The 19,106-nt window shown below is 37.5% G+C and carries 12 protein-coding genes; 3 read left to right on the forward strand and 9 right to left on the reverse strand.

What is annotated here, in order from left to right:
- Nucleotides 1-591 precede the first annotated feature (591 nt).
- From F6K40_RS29640 to F6K40_RS29670, 7 genes are all read right to left on the reverse strand, one after another.
- Nucleotides 592-1,368, reverse strand: coding sequence for an aspartate/glutamate racemase family protein (locus tag F6K40_RS29640; protein ID WP_293141048.1), 777 nt, complete (start codon nt 1,366-1,368; stop codon nt 592-594).
- Between the two features lie 16 nt (nt 1,369-1,384).
- Nucleotides 1,385-1,882 (reverse strand): pentapeptide repeat-containing protein, encoded by a 498-nt coding sequence (locus F6K40_RS29645; protein WP_293141050.1) that lies wholly within the window; start codon nt 1,880-1,882, stop codon nt 1,385-1,387.
- A 941-nt stretch (nt 1,883-2,823) separates the two neighbouring features.
- A complete protein-coding gene (locus tag F6K40_RS29650) occupies nt 2,824-5,937 on the reverse strand; it encodes an efflux RND transporter permease subunit (RefSeq protein ID WP_293141051.1) in 3,114 nt (1,037 codons plus the stop codon).
- A 332-nt stretch (nt 5,938-6,269) separates the two neighbouring features.
- Nucleotides 6,270-7,289: a DMT family transporter gene (locus tag F6K40_RS29655; protein WP_293141052.1), complete on the reverse strand. Its 1,020-nt coding sequence runs from the start codon at nt 7,287-7,289 to the stop codon at nt 6,270-6,272.
- Between the two features lies 1 nt (nt 7,290).
- The gene (locus tag F6K40_RS29660) at nt 7,291-8,388 is read right to left on the reverse strand and encodes a Rossmann-fold NAD(P)-binding domain-containing protein (RefSeq protein ID WP_293141053.1); all 1,098 of its coding nucleotides are present in this window, start codon (nt 8,386-8,388) and stop codon (nt 7,291-7,293) included.
- A gap of 438 nt (nt 8,389-8,826) precedes the next feature.
- Nucleotides 8,827-10,719, reverse strand: a complete 1,893-nt coding sequence (locus F6K40_RS29665) for an efflux RND transporter periplasmic adaptor subunit (protein ID WP_293141055.1) — start codon at nt 10,717-10,719, stop codon at nt 8,827-8,829.
- Nucleotides 10,720-10,737: 18 nt separating this feature from the next.
- Nucleotides 10,738-10,938, reverse strand: coding sequence for a hypothetical protein (locus F6K40_RS29670; RefSeq protein ID WP_293141057.1), 201 nt, complete (start codon nt 10,936-10,938; stop codon nt 10,738-10,740).
- 524 nt (nt 10,939-11,462) lie between these two features.
- Between F6K40_RS29670 and F6K40_RS29675 the strand changes: the two genes are divergently transcribed.
- Complete coding sequence (locus tag F6K40_RS29675) at nt 11,463-12,086, forward strand: TetR/AcrR family transcriptional regulator (RefSeq protein WP_293141059.1); 624 nt, start codon at nt 11,463-11,465, stop codon at nt 12,084-12,086.
- 798 nt (nt 12,087-12,884) lie between these two features.
- The gene (locus F6K40_RS29680) at nt 12,885-14,321 is read left to right on the forward strand and encodes a hypothetical protein (RefSeq protein WP_293141061.1); all 1,437 of its coding nucleotides are present in this window, start codon (nt 12,885-12,887) and stop codon (nt 14,319-14,321) included.
- Between the two features lie 301 nt (nt 14,322-14,622).
- On the opposite strand, the gene F6K40_RS29685 is transcribed toward F6K40_RS29680, so the two are convergent.
- Nucleotides 14,623-15,723, reverse strand: coding sequence for an AbrB family transcriptional regulator (locus tag F6K40_RS29685; RefSeq protein WP_293141063.1), 1,101 nt, complete (start codon nt 15,721-15,723; stop codon nt 14,623-14,625).
- Between the two features lie 608 nt (nt 15,724-16,331).
- Here F6K40_RS29685 and F6K40_RS29690 point away from each other — a divergent pair.
- The gene (locus F6K40_RS29690) at nt 16,332-17,675 is read left to right on the forward strand and encodes an MFS transporter (protein WP_293141065.1); all 1,344 of its coding nucleotides are present in this window, start codon (nt 16,332-16,334) and stop codon (nt 17,673-17,675) included.
- 341 nt (nt 17,676-18,016) lie between these two features.
- On the opposite strand, the gene F6K40_RS29695 is transcribed toward F6K40_RS29690, so the two are convergent.
- Complete coding sequence (locus F6K40_RS29695; RefSeq protein ID WP_293141067.1) at nt 18,017-18,676, reverse strand: glutathione S-transferase family protein; 660 nt, start codon at nt 18,674-18,676, stop codon at nt 18,017-18,019.
- Nucleotides 18,677-19,106 lie beyond the last annotated feature (430 nt).

Genomic DNA, 19,106 nt, shown 5'->3' on the forward strand with positions numbered 1-19,106 from the left:
CCTCCCCATCCTCCCCACCCTCCCACAAGGGTTTCAAGAGTTCCTTATAAGGGATAGCTTAAAAAGGGGGGAGTCTTCAAAGTCCCCCTTGAAAAGGGGGATTTAGGGGGATCGTAACTGTACCTCATCTTTATGAGAAATGCTATATTTATTTTTTCTGAGAGTAAAACTGTTCCAGAATTGAATTGACTAAAAATAGTTTGAGAACTATGATAATATCATGTTTTGATAATCAGCGATAGAACTCTGTTCCGAGGTGCGCGACGAAAAAACTTTCTCCCATAAGTACCTTTTCTTTCCTTCAGCATAAGTGCCTTGAGCATAGCTGCCTTACTTCCTCCAAACAAAGTATAAGTATTCAACCGGACATGATATAAGTCGTTTTTTATGCCCAAAGGATAGTTTGATTTTTGCCATCTACGTTGACAGGAAATTTACTAACACTTTTGTAATTATCTTAATGTAACTATCTATGCCTGAATTTGGTATAAAAAAGAAGGAGTAGGGACTGAGTAGGGACTAGGGAATAGGGGGAAAGAATTGAATATTTCTAAGCAATAATTGATTTCCTGTTTTTATTATTGGATAAGTCTATTTAGGTCTAATAATAGGAATATTTTGATGACCAAATGCTAAATCTAAAGTCAGATTTGCCAAAATATCCAGTGGATCTATATCAATTAATGCATGGCATTTTAGTTTCTTTAAGACCACTGATATCTCCGTACAACCAGCAATCACCAATTCAGTGCCTTGTTCCTCTAACCATTTCATAGCATTGTCTAAAATTGAAATTGGTTCTGGTAAAATTTCGATTCCTGTAGCTTTAATTCCCCAAACAGGATTGTAAATAGCATCCATAACATCCTTCTGTAATTGAGAGTATAATGGTGGTGTGATAGCAGTTAATCCTAAAGCAGTTAAACTATTGTGATAAATTTTGGCTTGCAGTGTTCCTGTTGTTGCCAAAACACCAACACGGTGATACTGAGGATAAGAACTTTTGATAAATGCGGCAGTCGCATTCATCAGATGAATCCAGGGAATATCTAATTCAGGTTGTACCGTTTGATAAAATCCATGAGCTGTGTTACAGGTAACCACCAAAAAATTGGCTCCTGCCATTTGTAACATTTTCCCATATTTAACTAACCAAGGGGTACAGTCTGGTAGTTGTCCAAATAAGCTTTGAGTCCGATCGGGAACATCAGTAGCATTAATTAAAATCCAAGCAGGATGGTTGCGATCGCGAACAGCTCCTCGTTGCGAACTAAAGGCAATTAAGCGATTTTCAAATTCAATATGTGCCAATGGACCTAATCCACCGATAATTCCTGGAATTGCTTGTTGCTGAATCTCTTCTTTCATAATTAAGATATATGCCTCAAGAACAACCTAAACTTTCGCGAGTTTCTACTCCTGTCATGGAATTCGTTCCTGAAGCTGTTTCACACATTAATTTAATTTGATAGCGGTCTACCATTGCTCCAGAAAAATCTGCCCCTGTCACGTCTGAATCACGGAAGGTACTACTCATCAACATAGCATCTGTGAAAATAGCATTGGTTAAGTCAGTTTGATCAAAGCTGACTCGATCTGCAAAAGTCCCAGTAAAATCTGCTTCTCTTAAGTTAGCTCTCAAAAAGTCTCCTTTAGTAAGAATTGTGTCTTGCAGATTTGCTCCTTGAAAATTTGCACCCCACATTGTGGCACCTGCAAAGGAAGTACCATGTAAATCTTTGTAGGAAAAATCTCGATTGTTTAAGTCTGTGAGGGTATAGTTAACATTATTTTCCTCTGCTTGAGTTGGATAGATATTGATCACCCAAAAACTTGCAACTGTGACAATTAACACAAATACCGAAATTGCTTTTTTGACCATTAGAATAACTACTCCAAAAATTGAATATAAATAATAAGGCGTTGGTGAATGATTGTATGATTTTTAGTAGTCGTAGGGGTGATTCGCGTTTGCGGAGCATTCCGTAGGAAATCACCCGTACAGTAGTCAGTAGTTAAAACAGCTTTTTTTCCTTACTATCAATCTTACTCTGATCGGAATTTCATACCTTATTTTACCAATGCCAATAATAAATATACCAAATAATATGCACATTCTTGCAAAACAAAAGTCACAAATAAAAAGTCAAAAGTTAAATAAAAAAATAATCAGGACTCACGCAGGCAAACCCAGAAACCGGGTTTTTAGGAGAAATCGTTGTTTTTAACAATAAATATTGACGAAAAAAACCGGTTTCTTTGCGTCAGTCCTGATAATATCTCATATTAAATGGGTAAGTTATGGCAACGGATAATATAGAATCCGGTTATTATGATATATGTTTATAGCGCTAGGGAACAGGGAAAAGGAGACTATTAAAGGGTTTCAGGATTTCTAAATTTCCTAACCTTTGCTTCGATTGCTATATAATTCTATAATTACCAGGACTTAGGCAAATTCTTAGACAACACGCTATCCGCAGGGGGCGAATGCCATTCGCCCCTACTAAATATGGCGCTTGGAGCGTAAGTCCTGATTACTTCAAACTCCCCACACCTCCCCACACTTTTATGATCTCACTTTAAGTTACTAAACACCATAAGTAATTTTACTTGATTAAATACACAAGTCTTATCTAACATTTTGTGATACAATTTGAAGTGCGGAATGTGGGTAGGAATATATATACCTTTCCGCCTCTATATCTACCAAATTTCAATCTCTTGAAGAATAAGCGCTTTTAGATTTTAGTCACTCAACAACTCTCTTAAGACTGATTTTACAAACAGTCTCTTACCATGAAATTTCCTACACTTCCGACTCTACTCCTTATTACTTCTACCAAAATTCGCCAGAAGTAAATAACAACAGGGAACCAAATAGAGCGCAACGAGCGTCGCACCACCAACACCACCAGCGATCGCTACTGCCAAGGGAGGCCAAAAGCTACCACCTTGTACCAACAAAGGAACAAACCCGATCATTGTGGTTAAGGTTGTGGCAACCACATGACGAGTCGAACCCATAACGACTTGGCGAACAGCTCGACGGTTGCCTGTAAATGCTTCAGGATCTTCGAGGATAGCAGCTAAAACTACCACTGAATCATTAATGGCAATTCCGACTAAACCAAATGTTCCGATCAGACTCGTAAAACCAAAAGGATAGCTAAATAACCATATACTAAAAAATCCTAAACCAATGGCACAAATAGCAACTATTCCAATAATAGCAGTTGCTCGGAAAGAATTTAAGGATAAAACTAAAATTGAAGTTGCTAATAAAAATACCAGAGGCACCGTAGAAAACAAATTTGCTTCAGCGTTACCTTGTTGTTCGGACTCTCCAGCAAATTCCAACCAATACCCGGATGGTAACTCAAAGTTTGAATCATTTAACTGTTGTTGCCACCCCTGCAAAACTTGAGAAGGTAAAACCCCAGCAGCAATAAAACCTTGAACTGAGTTGATCCGTCTGCCATTACGTCTTTTAATAACTGAAAATTCTGGCTTTAATTCTACTGCTGCTAAAGCTGAGAGCGGTATTGTATTAGTTGAATTGAAACTGTTTTGATTGAGACTAGAGCTAGTGGATTGTAAGTCTAGGGATGTAATTTTGCTAACGTCTCCCCGTTGAGAGTTTGATACTCGCACTCGCACTGGTAATTCTTCAGTATCTTCAATTATTGAACCTCCTAAATTCCCCTCTAATGAAGTTTCTAATTGTTGTGAAAGGGAGGCGCGATCTAATCCTGCTAAACGAAGTTCTTCCTCATTGACTTGTAGTTGTAGTTGGGGTCGAATTTCGCTTAAAGTGTCGCGGGTGTGAGTTACATTAGGGACTTGAACTAAAAGACTTCTTGCTTGTTGTCCTAATTCTTGTAAACGCTTTAAGTTAGGACCATAAATTCTCATTTCTACTGGTGCATAAAAGGGAGGTCCTTGTTCTAATTTTTGAATCAAAATTTGAGCTTCAGGAAATCTAGTATCAACTTCTGTTTGGAGTTCATTAACAAATTCTGAGTTAGCAATTAAATTTAATTGTAAAAATCCTTGAGCATAATTTGAGTATTGTTGTTTGTTTGATACTAAATTGTAGTAATATCGAGGAGAACTACGTCCTAAAAACCATTGTAATTCTTCAATTTCTGGATGCTTTAACATTAAATTTCTAACTTCTATAGCTGTATTTTCTGTTTTTTTAATAGAGGTTAAAGCAGGTAATTCTAATTCTATTTGTAGTTGGTCTCTGTCTACTTGAGGAAAAAATTGTTCGGGCAGAGTGCTGACTTGAATTAAACCAGTTATCGGTAAAATTAAACCTAATAATACTCCTAACCAGGGAATGCTAAATATACTTCGTAGACTGACTTGATAAACTTCCGTTAAATAAGAATTTGTAAAACCTGTTTTCCACCATTTTTGTTTACTATTCTGGGAATAATAATGACGGTCAGTCTTATATAGTTTGCCTGCTAAACCAGAACCTATTGTCAGGGATAATAATAATGAAGAAATAACCGCTAAAATTACACTAATCCCAATACCACCAACAAACTCTCCACTCGGACCAGGCATTAAAACAATTGGTAAAAACGCTAGAGCCGTAGTTAAAGTTGATGCTGTTAATGGCATAAATAAATGATTAATTGCTTTATTAATAGCAATTTCTGGTTTTAATCCGGAAACTATATTTTTACTAACTTCATCAACAACAATAATTGCTGTATCAATCAATAATCCTAAAGCCACAATTAGCCCAGTTATTGACATTTGGTTTAGAGGAACATTGAGAAATTTCATCATCCCTAAAACCATACAACTTGACAAAGGCAATGCCAAACCCACAACAATTGCAGATTTCCAACCCATTAAAAATACTGTAATTCCAAATACCAGTATCCCACTCATTATTAGGTTCAAAATCAAACTTTTTAAGCGGGTTTCAATATAGTTGCTTTGATTAAAAATTATGTCAACTTTCAGACCTTTACCAAGCTGTTTGCGGAATTTTTCTATCGCTGCTTCTGCTGATTTTGCCCAGATATCTATTTGATAATCTGATTCAACAAATACAGCTAAAGCAGAAGCCGGACGACCATTAATTAATGCAAGATCATTGGGTGGTTTAGCAATTGTTTTTCTCACTTCAGCAATATCACCAAGTCGAGCAAATTTTCCTTGGTTACTAAAGCTAATTGGAATATTCCGAATCCGCTCCAGGGAGTCTAAATCCGAATCAACTTCTAGAAATAAATCATTATTTTGACCGCGAAATTGACCCGAAGAAACTTTAGCATCACTCTGTTCAATTTGTGCTGATAATTGTTGAGATGTGAGACCGATACTAGCTAACTGAGCAGCATCAATTTCTACTGATATTTCTTCTTTAGGATTGCCAAATTGCGCAATTTTTTCTGTTCCTGGTAATGCTAATAATTCATCTTTCAACAATTCAGATAAACGAGTGAGAATTGCATAATTAGGTTCAGTATCTTGTTCCCAAGTTAAAGCAGTAATCATAGCATAAGCTTTAACTTTAAGTTCTTCTAATCGTGGTTTACTAGCATCAGCAGGTAATTGGTTATCAACTTGATTTAATTGCTCTCTAATTCTTAACCAAACTGTATCAGCATTTATTTCTTCAACTGAATCTAATAGTTCAATATCAATAATTGAACTTCCCGCTCTAGAAGTTGAATCATAGTTTTTAATTTCTTCAATTTCAGATAGTTCTTCTTCTATTTTTTCTGTGATTAATGTTTCGACTCGTTCCGCATCAGCTCCCGGCCAAAAAGTTGTGATGACTGCAACGCGGGAAGTTAATTCTGGGTCTTCGAGTCGTGGCAATGTGAAAAAGGATGATATTCCCCAGACGACAATTATTAGTATTGCCAGTATTAATAATCGAAAGTTCCGATAAAATAAGGTAGTCATTTTAGTTATCAGTTATCAGTTATCAGTAGAAAAGAGGGAACAGGGAACAGGGAATAGGGGAGAGTAATTGATAATTTATGGATAAGAATTTATTTTATATCAAATCCGGGGGAATTGAACATAACAAAATTCTCCAATCGTCATAACTACTAAATCTTTGTGATTCTCTCTCCTCCTGGCTCCTGACTCATACGACTTAACCAATCTATAACTGTTTAACCGGATTTGATTTTATTTTTCATTGTTGGAGAAGTCTAATAGTACAGTGGCAGGAAAAATAGATAGATAGGATAATTTTTGGCGTTGGTAAATATTGCTATATCATATTATTGTTACTTTCTAGCAGCACTACTTGAAAGTCCAATATACAACCCTATTAGGATAGTAGTAAATCCTAGTAAATTCTCAATGCTCAAACTCTGATTAAAAATCAGCCATGCTTCAATTGCAGTAAAACATGGGCATAATAAATGCAATAAAGCCACAATTCCTGAAGAAACTGTCTTAAGACAATAAGCAATCAAAGCTTGCCCTACTCCCTGACAAACAACCGCCAGAGCAATGACGGATAACCAAGCACTAAGGGTATGGGGAAACAGAGTATCTCCCTGAATCAGAAGTAAGGGAAAAATCAGAATACAACCAATAAAACAACATCCGAAAACAATGCTGATAATATCTAGCTTATCCCGCAACTTCTCGATCGCCAGTAGATACCCACTGTAAAAAAGAGCAGAAATTAGGGCTGCTATATCACCTTCAAATCGGTCAAACCCAAAACTTAAATCCTCCACTTCGATACTAATTGCTCCCACAATAGCAACCAACATCCCGAATATAAATTGGTTGTCGAAGCGTTGATTCAAAAATAGGTATGCCCCCAAGGCAGTAAACATTGGAGTCAAGTTGTGCAAAATTGTAGAGTTGGCAATACTCGTATGCTCTAAAGACCAAGACCAAATTACTTGATTAGCACAAAAACAAAATCCGAGGAAAATTCCTATGATTATGATATCCCGACTCCAGGTAAAATTTTGAGTCAATGAATTTTGACCAAGTTGCTCAGTTGAATAGATACTATTTTCAGGATCTAGCTCTTGGTTAGAATCACGAAAATATCTAAATCCAATCCATCCTCCGTAAATAACTGTTGTAATCCAAAATCGACTGAAAACTACCGAACTTGGGTTGAGATCCTGTTCTCCCAAGTGAATGAAAATGGATGAAAATGAAACGGCAATTAATCCTAACAATAACAGACAAATTTTTCCAGAATAGGATGTAAAAAATGTCTGAGTTTTAACAGTAATTGAACTGTTAATAAAATTCTTGTACTGGGCTAAAAATTCCATATTAATCACTAACTACTGATTTACTCATAGAAAAAACTTTTCTGTCTCCTGTAACGGCTGCCAATAGACTATCTAAATGATCGAGTAGACCTTGGGAAATAGTATAAGAAGCATAAGCAGGGCGGTAGCTTGGCATAGCATTACAGCCGTTGTACCATATAGAATGATTGGCTTTACGGATGAGCTTAACTGGTTCTTCAAGTTCAGTAACATGAGTAAAATCAGCTCCATGACCACATTTATGCACGGGATCAATAAATGCCATGTTTGGTTTTAGCTGATGGAAGCTATTTTCAGGAATAAATGTCCATTTTTGTTGAAGTTGAGAAGGAATCGTGGTGTTAACGATAATGTCTGCTTCAGCCAAAATGCCATCTATTAAGGGTCGCCTTGAGCCTTCAGAAAACAGTTCATAAGTATTACCAAAACTATATTCCATCTGTCGGTATTCAACCCCTGGCAACTTATCCTCAACAACAACAGGCTGACGCTGACTGAAAACTACAACCCTTTCAACACCCTGTGAAAGCAGCTCTACAGTAGCACCTCTGCCCATGTTACCATAACCTAGAACTACTGCTAGTCGTCCTGATTGGGCAATGGCTGGGGAATAAGGATCGAGCTTTTGTAGCTCTGCAAGTGTTTGAGCAACCCCACATTCGCCAGCAACATAAGCATTTCTGTAGAGTATTTTTTGCTGTCTTCCTTCAGCGTGGATATATAGATTTTCAAGGTCTAAAAACTTTATATTTGTAATATTTGTCAAATTTTCAGGAGGAAGTTGAAGATGATTAAACCAACCAATTAATGTACTCCCTGGTTGCATATATTCCCATTCATCTTTTGGCTTGAGAGAAACAACTATGTCACTCAAGTTAAGTAGACTGATTCTATCTAATACCTTACAACCTAATCGAATCAAATGAGTATCTGCTGATTCTAGGAATGTATGAGACCCAAATTCCTGTTCAAAAATGTATTCCTTAATTAAGGGATGATTTCGTTTTTCTGTTGTTAAATGTTCCCACCATATTGGGGACCGCATCTCTTTCTCAAATTGAGAGTGACTAATGAATCCTAGAGAATATTGCTTTGTCATAATCAGTCCTAATTAACTACTATGCTTATACCATTTTACCTTAGATATGTCACATATATTTTCCTGTAGATTTACTGTAGATTTATAGGATGGTAGCTTTATGTATAATAGGCATTTAGTGAAATAGTATTACAAATAAATTTTTGCAGGATTTTTTCCACTAATTGTTAATCCTGCTATAAAACGTTTTTAAATTTAATATTATAACAGGCAAGGTAAAGCTTAGAAGATTCCTAAATACTCAAACTCAGTCATGGATTACTTCCGACTATTTTTTGAATTCAAAATTAAAAATTCAAAGTTCAAAAATTTTGATTTATTCCTTAATTTCAATAATTGTTTAATTAAGGATTCAAGCCTCATTCTTTAGAACGAAAAAATCAAAAATATTTTCCTGATTTCAAGCCTCTGACTTTAGGCAGAAATTATAATTTTGAATTAATTTGACTTCTGAGTTCTAACTTCTGACTTCACAAACTGCCCAGGAACTAATTGATTAGTTCCAGTTGTCACAACCAAATCTCCCGGTTTTAATACTCCCCGCACCAGACTCCGATCGCCCTCCGTATGCAAAACTTCAACCATTCTTTTTTCAGTCTGATAAGTTCCCAGAGGTAAATCCAAATCTGACTTCTGGGGAGATACAAGAGCAAAACAAGCCAACAACCCCCGCTCTCCCCAAACCAAAGCAGAAGTCGGCAACCAATATCCTGTCACATTTTCAGTATTATTGAGTTCCAGTCGAACAACAGTACCCGGAGCGATCGCTTGCGGTAATTCTAAAATCACAGATCGAGTCCTAGTCATAGAATCTACCTCTGGTAAAATCGACAGCACTTTGGCACTATAGGTTTTTTCTCTCACCCTCACTTTCTGCAAACTACCTACTCTCAAACGACTAGCTTGAGTCGGCGGCACCCCAACCCGAACTTTCCTTTCACCATCCTCGACTAAACGCACAACAGCTTGAGCTGCATTAACCACAACTCCCTCATCTAAATGGCGAACAGAAATAGTACCAGAAAAAGGAGCATAAAGAACACTCTTTCTCAGAACAACATCAATTTCAGAAATTTGTGCCTCGAAACGTTTAACTTCTGCTTTTTGAGCTTCTATCTGTTCGATGCGAGTTCCGGCAATAAGTTCATCTAACTGACTTTGCGCCTGACGGACTCTAGCTCGTTGAGCTTCTATTTGTTCAATGCGAGTTCCGGCAATAAGTTCATCTAACTGACTTTGCACCTGACGGACTCTAGCTTTTTGAGCTTCTATTTGTTCGATGCGAGTTCCGGCAATAAGTTCATCTAACTGACTTTGCACCTGACGGACTCTAGCTTTTTGAGCTTCTATCTGTTCGATGCGAGTTCCGGTTTCTAGTTTTTCCAGTTCACTCCGCGCTCTCTCAAGTCTAGCATTGAGAGTATCAGTCTCAGTAGAAGCTTCATCAAGTTGTTCTTGAGAAATTGCTCCTTCTTTATAAAGTTCTTCACGTCTTTTTTCTCGAAGTTGAGCTAATTCTACTTGTTCGTCTAAGTCTAATAGTGCCGAACGAGCTGCTTCAATATCTTCGCTGCGGGTTCCTGTTTCCAGTTCTTGTAATCTAGCTTGTTCTTGAGCTAGAGATGCACGAGTCGCTGCAATTACTTCTTGCCTCGGCCCCCTTTGCAGTTCCTGTAATCTAGCTTGTTCTTGAGCTAGAGATGCACGAGTCGCTGCAATTACTTCTTGCCTCGGTCCCCTTTGCAGTTCTTGTAATCTGGCTTGTTCTTGAGCTAGGGATGCACGAGTCGCTGCAATCACTTCTTGTCTCGGTCCCCTTTGCAGTTCTTTGAGGGTGGCGAGCGCTCTTTCTTTCTGCGCTCTTAATACTGCCTTTTGCGCTCTTATTTGACTGGTGTCTAGTTGAGCGATCGCTTCTCCTTTTGCTACTTTTTCTCCTTCTTCTACTAATATAGATGTGAGTAAACCTGATTGCTCGAAGCCAACTTCACTGGTTCTTTTTGCTTCTACAATTCCTGTATAACTTTGAGAAACTGAGTAGGAGTTGACTAATTTTATGGGGATAGCTTCAACAGATAGGATATTGGGAAGATAACTTTCTGAGGTTGCTTTAGTAGAACTTTTTTGATTCTGGAGAAATTTTAGACTGCCAAAAGTTATTGCTAAAATAATTACTAGGAGGGTAACCCCAATCCATTTCTTTTCTTTGCTTTTCGGTTTGAAGTTGAAAGTCTCAGATTGAATTGGTAAAGTTTCTATCTCATCAGTTAAGATTTGCACTTTACCATTTGTTTCATAAGGTTTAGAGTCTAACAATTTTTTTTCTGTCATTGGTTTGTAGTTTAAAGATTATTTGCCAAATAAATCTAAAAAAGGACTGAAATATACTAGACTTCTTGCAGAAGTCAGGGAATAGGGAATAGGGGGGATAAAATTATTGGGTAGTCCTGCATTGTAATGGTAAAAATATATATTTTTTAATATATCCCACACCTCCCACACTCCCCACACCTCCCACACCTCCCACACTTCCCACACTCTCTCTACCATTCCTCAGCACCACCACCAATTATTGATTCTATATCTTGAGTTGGTTTAATTAAAAACTTGGCAAGAGGTTTACTCAATCAAACTCTCAAATTTAGTCAAAGTCAGAATGTACGGGCGAATGGCCAGCAAGCCCCTACTAAATTCTAAATTCTATATAGCAGTTTGCATTAGTAGCCCAGACATTATTAAACTCTCAAATTTAGTCAAAGTCAGAATGTACGGGCGAATGGCCAGCAAGCCCCTACTGAATTCTACATAGCTAGTTTTTTGTTAACATGAAATATTAAGTGGACTTTTAAAACAGTCGTTTGATATATTAAAATTAAAACATACGTTTGATATAATTGCAAGAGTAGCTATATAGATGATTAAATCGAATAGCACTTATGCAAAGAAACCAGGTTTCTAGGATAAATCATTGTTTTTAACAATAGACATCTTAGGACAAAACTGGGTTTCTGGGTTTGCCTACGTAAGTCCTGTCAAATAAAGCTGCATATTCTGGAAAACAAACATAAGATTGAATGGGTAAAAACTCAACTATTGACACAAAGGAGCAAATTCTTAATGCTGCCGAAAAACTGTTTGCCTCTCTAGGTTTTGCAGGAACTTCACTAAGAGCTATAATTCGAGAAGCGGATGTAAATTTGGCCGCCATTCATTATCATTTTGGTTCAAAAGAAGAACTATTTAGCGCAGTAGTCCGACGAGTAGCACAACCCATCGTCGAAGAACAACTAAGACAACTGACAATTCTAGAAGAGTCAGACAACCTTCCTTCAGTACCAGAAATTTTCACAGCTTTTGTCACCCCTCCCCTACAGATGCTTCAACAGCGATCGGAGGAATGTCGAATTCATGCACAGTTTATGGGGCGTTGTCGTGCTGAACCCGACCCAATTCAGAAACTAGCAGACCAAGAATTTAGAAACAGTCAACAAAGATTTTTATACATACTGACAAAAGTCCTACCCGATCGCTCTCCTACAGAATTAAAATGGAAACTTGATTTAGTAGTTGCGATGCTAGTGCGCACTTTGAATCAAATGGAACAATCAGAAATATTGAGTGAGGATAATTCTGTTGAAGATATCGATAAACTTGTGCAGCGTCTTGTGAATTTTATTAGTTACGGAATTAGTGCTTAATTTAGCTACACTCACATTAACCTCCCACAAACCCAGTTTCTTCTGTACGGGCGATTCGCATTTGCTCCGCATTCCGCAGGAAATCGCCCCTCAGAAGGAAGCGGATTTGATCGGGGTTGGGTAGCCAGTAAGATGAAAATTCTTTTTACTGGCTGTAACAGAGTAGTTGATAGGAAATGTCCTTAATGAGACAGTGACATCAAATCCGGTAGTATCGCTATAAAAAAGCAGAGAAACCGGGTTGGTATTTAATGGCCCACCAGACTAACATCTACTTTCCACAAACCCGGTTTCTTATAACACTTCCATTGCAAGCGGATTTTATCTGACATCAGAAGTTGCTTTTCCTGAGCATACAACATCTAGGTAAAGTTTCTCTAAATTTTAGGCAAAAAAAATAATTCAGAAATTTGCTTCCTCAAACGTCTAATTAATAAGAGCAAATCAAAAACATGGAGGTGTTCCTTATGCCAATCAATATTTGTAACTCATTACCCTTTCCTGTAAGCGTAAATACAAGGTAGGGACAATGAGGGGTAATTACCGATTGAAACTCCTGTTTTGTATAGGTTTCAGCAATCACCTTGTCATGGAACAAAATAATAAGGGTTTCAGAGATTTTAAATGGCTCATTGCCCCCGTTGCACAAACGTTATATTTCCGCCAAGACAGAACAAACCGGAGGAAATAAAACAAGGCCAAAAAATCTGGCAGAGTTATATACCATCAAATGGGCATAATACCTCCAAGTTATAGCTCTATTAATAGTACAAATTATTCCTAAAAGAGGAAAAAGCAATGAAAGAAATAAGTAATTCTAACGACGTAGTAGTTTATAGGACAACAAATATTGTTAATGAGTTTAAACTTGCCAAAGACATTAGGAAGATTTTTTCTGATACAAACTCGAGTCTCTACAAAGTCACGCAAGGCATAACGAAAAGCGCATTATTTTTGCTTAGGGATCTCAATGATATTATATCGACAGACCCCAAGGCTGTAAAAATAAAAGAAGCCTGTGTAGCCGTCTATAAAAAGGAACACCCACTTAAGATTTGGGGAAAGGAGGGTGCAGAATTTCAGGAAAACGATATAATAAAAGATGTTGTAAAACCAACAATCAACAAGTTGTTAACCGACACACTCTCCATTCAAGATTGTGGTGAAATTATTCGTCTTTTTGCGGGTATATGCGAGGCTGTATACAAAGATCCGGCTAAGCCGAATACTAACTTAACTAAAGGATTTGGGTTGAAGATAGTAACACCAGAGAAAGATTTTTTAATTGATTTTGGAGAGTTTTGCGGATTACGAGCTGCGTATAGAGCCACAGAATGGGGCATAACAGCCTATGGTGAAGAAAATAGGAAACGAGAGTATACCGGTGTTGCAATAGATTTAAAGAATGATACAGTGAAACAAATAGCAGATGTGTTAGGGTTAAAAGAAAATGAGAAAACGGGTATCTCAATAAACAAACTTCTACCAGGGAGTGTGGTTCGAGGTATTGATAAAATTTTTGCGCTTCCTGAAGGTGCGGATATTTCAGGAACTACAGCTGATTCGATCTGGGCAATTGAAACGTTAAGCAATTTATTGTATATAGGTTTCTCATTAAACCAAAATTCTTTCGACAAAATGAAAGAAAAAAAACCATTTGAAAAAACAGAAGAAGTGTTAAATTCTTTACAATCTATGGTTAACAAAAAGTTCGTAGGAGTGTATAACTTCAATCAGCAAATAAAAACGCTGTTAGGAGATAAAGCGACAAAACAGGTTAAAGACACATTACAGCAATACGCAACAAAACAAAATGACACAAACCCTAACGTGTTACTTTTACCTATTGCTGCCATCGTTTCGGGATACCATCATACTATTCTTGAATGTGCGCTTGCACTGAATACAAATGATTATGGAGAATACGCTCCTGGATTTTACACAACGTTACAAACAGAGGCAATGAAGAGTGCAAGCTCAGGAAGTGATATAGCTAAAATATTAAAACAATACGAGGAATCATCTAGTAACCGACACTTAATAGTTTATGAAGATTCGGAGGGCGAAAAAGCGTTTCAAACAGAAACGCCGGAGGAGTCTGATCAACTCAAAAAATTTATAGGGTTGAAAATGAGACTATATAAATACTGGGCAGGGCACATAGGGGAACTTGAAAAATTTGATAAAAAAGTGATACAAGCTTGTATGAAAGACTCCGAATTGGATATGAGATAAATAAGAGACATCGCAGTATTATAGGGTGCCTCCTAGGCACCTTTTGAGCGTTATGGTTCTTGAGGTAAGTCGCCCTTGACGGCACGTAGCTAGCGAAAAGTTTTACCGCCGAGCCGCTCATGGTCAAACCTATAGACCATTGTCGCCGGCACCCCTTGGGCATTGCGGTATGTCGAAATGGCCGTTGGCTTAATTTTGCCAATCTCTTTACTAATCCAACAAGTTTCAGGGGGGCTAGGATAGACTTTTTTCGCTCCTGCTCCCTCTTCCCTCTTTTCTGGAGATGTCTATTTTGCTATTATCACACAATATTAGTACGTTTCATTCTCTTAACTATCAAAGTTGTCAACCCAGGACCGATTAAAATAATAGTTAACATTCGAGTTAGTTGAATTGCTAAGACTAAACCTACATCACCACCTAACTCATTAACAGTCGCAATCATCGCTTGCAACCCCCCTGGTGTGAAACTTAATACAGAAGTAATTAAATCCACCTCAGTCAGGAGATGAAACTTATAACCTACTCCAAAACAACCGATAATTAACCCTATTACTAGCCCAACCTCAATTAAAATAGCTTTCCACAATTGACGCGCATTTTTCCAATCAAATTCAACCCCTATAGAAATTCCTACTAGCAACAACCCGACAGTAAATAACCATTGTGGAACTTGTAATTGGAATGGCATTGCCCACAAAGTATTTAACCCAACTATAAAGCTACCGAAGAAAACAGAAGAAGGCAAGCGCAATTTTTTTCCTCCCCAAATTCCTAAAGCGCAGCATCCTGCTATTAGCAATAAATTCCAGAACATGGGTATGCTTGTTTTACCTGATGTCAACAACAAGGTTGTGTTCTGAGTCTGGTCAATAGCTGGAAACATAAAAATAGTAGCAGTAGGTACGATAAATACCACTAATAGCAGTCGCAAATACTGGAGGATGGCAACAGCAATAGCGTCTGCACCTAATTCTTTGCTCATCGACACAATAGCAGGAGCAGTGCCAGGAATAGATGCCAAAAAACCTGTAGAGCGACTAACTCCACCCCATAGTGACAACAGATAGCCTTTGCACATACTCAACAGAGCAGTAATCAGAATACACCCAACTACAGGAATAGCATAAGTGCTGATTAGACTAATTGTTCCCGAGGAAAAGCGAAATGCTGTAGCAATACCAATTATTGCTTTGCCCAGCATAATTATAATTCTGGGTAATTTTTGAGGACTACCTTTGATAATTGCATAGATAATTCCCGCAATCATTGGACCGAGTAACCAAGCTACAGGAAAGTTTAGCCAGTCGAATATAAAGCTTACTAAAATAGCCAAGGTTATTGGAGCGATCGCTCTTTTGATACTTGATAATTTGGAAATAGTTTTTTGGTGGTTTAACACGCTCAACAATATATATTAAATTTGACAGACAATTTATATATAGCAATTCCCAAGAAGCGTGAGGTACAAAATTCGTTGGTTTTAGGGAACAGGGAACAGGGAACAGGGAATAGGGAATAGGGAATAGGGAATAGGAAAAAATTAAGATAGGTGTACCTCACGATTGCTGAGAAATGCTATATTACTGGTTATTGATAACTATGACAAAATAATATCATACAAGGATACTATTATACTTGTGTATTGTGTAAATTCTGTCAAAATTTAAAAACCCTTGCTCATTTTCAGGAAGAGAAAAAATAATGGAAAATTATAATGAGTATCATCTATACTCAAAGCAATAATTAGAGTGTGATATCAAATCCGGTAGTATCGGTAGAATTCAAGACTGTAGGGGTTTGGTCTCCAAACCCTCGACTAACTAGGAGTTTTAACCAATACTGATGGTAGAATTATATCACTCCGAAGCCAGCGGATTTGATATGACAAGGCTTTAGATAATTAATAATTAATAATTGCTGAACCCATCTCCCTATTAATCTTTCGTAGCAAATATTAACGTATTTCATATTAATTTATACCCTCTTTGCTTGGTAAAAATCATAATTATGTTAAAAATTACTTCCAAAAATCTGTTAGATCCTAATTATCCTTTTGCTCCGAAAAATTTTCCGTTTTTCTATGGTTGGATAATTTTAATTGTTTGTACCGTTGGGGTAATAATGAGTACCCCTGGTCAAACTATTGGGGTGAGTGCTTTTACTAACTATTTACTAGCTGCTACTGGTTTGTCACGGTTACAATTGAGCAATGCCTATTTTATCGGTACTTTAACCAGTGGTTTACTATTGCCTTATGGCGGAGTCTTGCTCGATCGCTTTGGGGCAAGAGTGACGGTTGTTTGTGCATCAATATTTTTAGGTTTAACACTATGTTATCTGAGTTTTAGCGATCGCCTAGCTACCATCATCAATAACACATTTCCCATAATTCCCTATTCAACTATTGCCTTAGTAATATTGGTATTAGGTTTTATCTGTCTGCGTTTGTCTGGTCAAGGTATATTAACTATGACAAGTCGCACAACCCTGGGTAAATGGTTTGATCGTCGCCGTGGTTTTGTATCTGGGATATCAGGTGTATTCATAGGTTTTGGTTTTTCTATTGCACCCCTAACTATGAGTTCATCGATCGATATTTTAGGTTGGCGAAATACTTGGTTAGCGATGGCAGCAGTTGTTAGTATTGGTATGGGGTTAATCGGATGGTTTTTTTATCGCGATAACCCAGAGGAATGCAGTTTATTAATGGATGGAAAAAAATACACTCAAACCTCCTTTGAGACAAAACCTGCATCCGATAATAATTTGGCAGATTTTACCCGCGCCGAAGCACTACGCACAATTATGTTTTGGGTGGTGACATTAGTTTTATCTTCACAAGCGTTGATATTTACAGGTATTACCTTCCATATCGTTGATATTGGTGCAGAAGCTGAATTATCGCAAATGCAAGCAGTAAGTATATTTTTACCTAAGGCAGTTATATCTACTGTTGTTGGTTATTTGATGGGAATAGCAGCGGACCGAGTTCCTCTCAAATATTTATTTATGGTAATGATGTTAGGTCAGATAATAGGTGTTGCTTCTATTACTAATTTTGGCGAGCCTTTATTTCGGGTTTTAACTATTGTAGGATTTGGTATTAGTGGGGGATGTTTTGGTACTTTATCCGCAGTACCTTTACCGCGTTTTTTTGGTAGAGCTTATTTGGGTTCTATTTCTGGTTTTCAAATGATGATTCTAGTTATAGCAAGTGCAATAGGACCTTCGTTTTTGGCTATATTTAAAGATAAATTAGGTTCTTATCAACCAGGTCTTTATGGTTGTTTGATATTGGCAATTTTAATTTTGATTGTCACCTTTTTTGCCCGAAATCCTCGCAAGCATTGAAATAACGGCGTTGCTGATTTATAATCATACCTTAATTCAGCAACGCCGAAAATCTGAGTTAAAAAAACCTAACCCCCCAACCCCCTTCCCTACAAGGGAAGGGGGAGTATTTCTCCCCTCTGATATCAAATCCCGTAGTATCGGTAGAATTCAAGACTGTAGGGGTTTGGTCTCCAAACCCTCAACTAACTAGGAGTTTTCACTCTTTTCTGATGGTAGAATTCTATCACTCCTTTCGCGAGCGGATTTGATATGAAAAGGAGGAGAGGGGTCCGGGGAGAGGTATTCTAGGTGCTTGCTCAAATACCCACAATTTTAGTCTAGACACGCTACTACGAGCTTTAGTTTTGCTGCATTCTGGCTAACATATTAGACCTAAATTCGGCAAATGCTTCTTCTGTCGCCTGAGAATTTTGCCATGCTGGACGAGCTATTAAGCGACTGCTCCAAGCACTAACTTTAGGATATTTATCTAAAGAAATACCACCTCTCAAGGACAATATGGGGACGATAGTACCAGCAACAACATCAGCTAAAGTTAAATTGTCACTACCAAAATAAGGGCGATCGCCCAATAATTGCTCAAAAAATGTCAGGACTGTTGCAATTTTCTTCTCTGCTTTCTCAACTTTTTCTGGATCTTCTCCAGGTAAATCTAAAATTCGTTGCACCAGTGGATTAATAGAGGGCAACAATTCATTAACACTTACCATTTGTACCATCCGCACAATTGTTAGGTCTCGGACTTCTTTAGGTAACATATTGGGAGTAGGATATTTAGCTTCTAAATAGTCAAGAATTGCCAAAGATTCAATTACATTAAAACCATCATCTACCAAAGCGGGAATGTGGTGAAAAGGATTAATTGCTAAAAAATCAGGTTGAAATTGCTCTCCACTGAGCTTGACTTCTACGAGTTCAAACTCAAGTCCTTTTTCTAATAGTGTAACCCAGACGCGACGGGAGTTAGGAGATATTGGAGTGTGATAAAGAGTCAACATTGGAGAACCTCACAATTTTATGAATAAGGTGTGCATTATTAATTTTAACACTGAAATTTTCAGCGTTGCTGAATGATTGTATGATTTTTAGTAGGGGCGATTCTCGAATTGCCCCTACAATAGTCAGTAGTCACGCATAGCTTTTTTCCTTACTATCAATCTTACTCCGATACGAATTTCATACCTTATTTCAGCAATGGGCTTTGTTGCATGAAAGTATATAGCTGCCCCACTTGCTCCGCATATTTACTTCATCAACGGGCGGAAACTGCTGTAACTATTGTCCAATAAATAAATAAAACATTAATCTTTGAAATAAAAAAGCTGAAACCTTTACAGGCAAAAGTTTTGAGATTCTAACTACCAGCCCTAACTATTGGACAATAGTTAACGAAGTTAGAAGTCAGAAGTCAGTAGTGGCGATTCGCGA

Origin of the sequence: Okeania sp. SIO3I5, assembly GCF_010672085.1 — a bacterium.
In the GTDB taxonomy this organism is placed as follows: domain Bacteria; phylum Cyanobacteriota; class Cyanobacteriia; order Cyanobacteriales; family Microcoleaceae; genus Trichodesmium.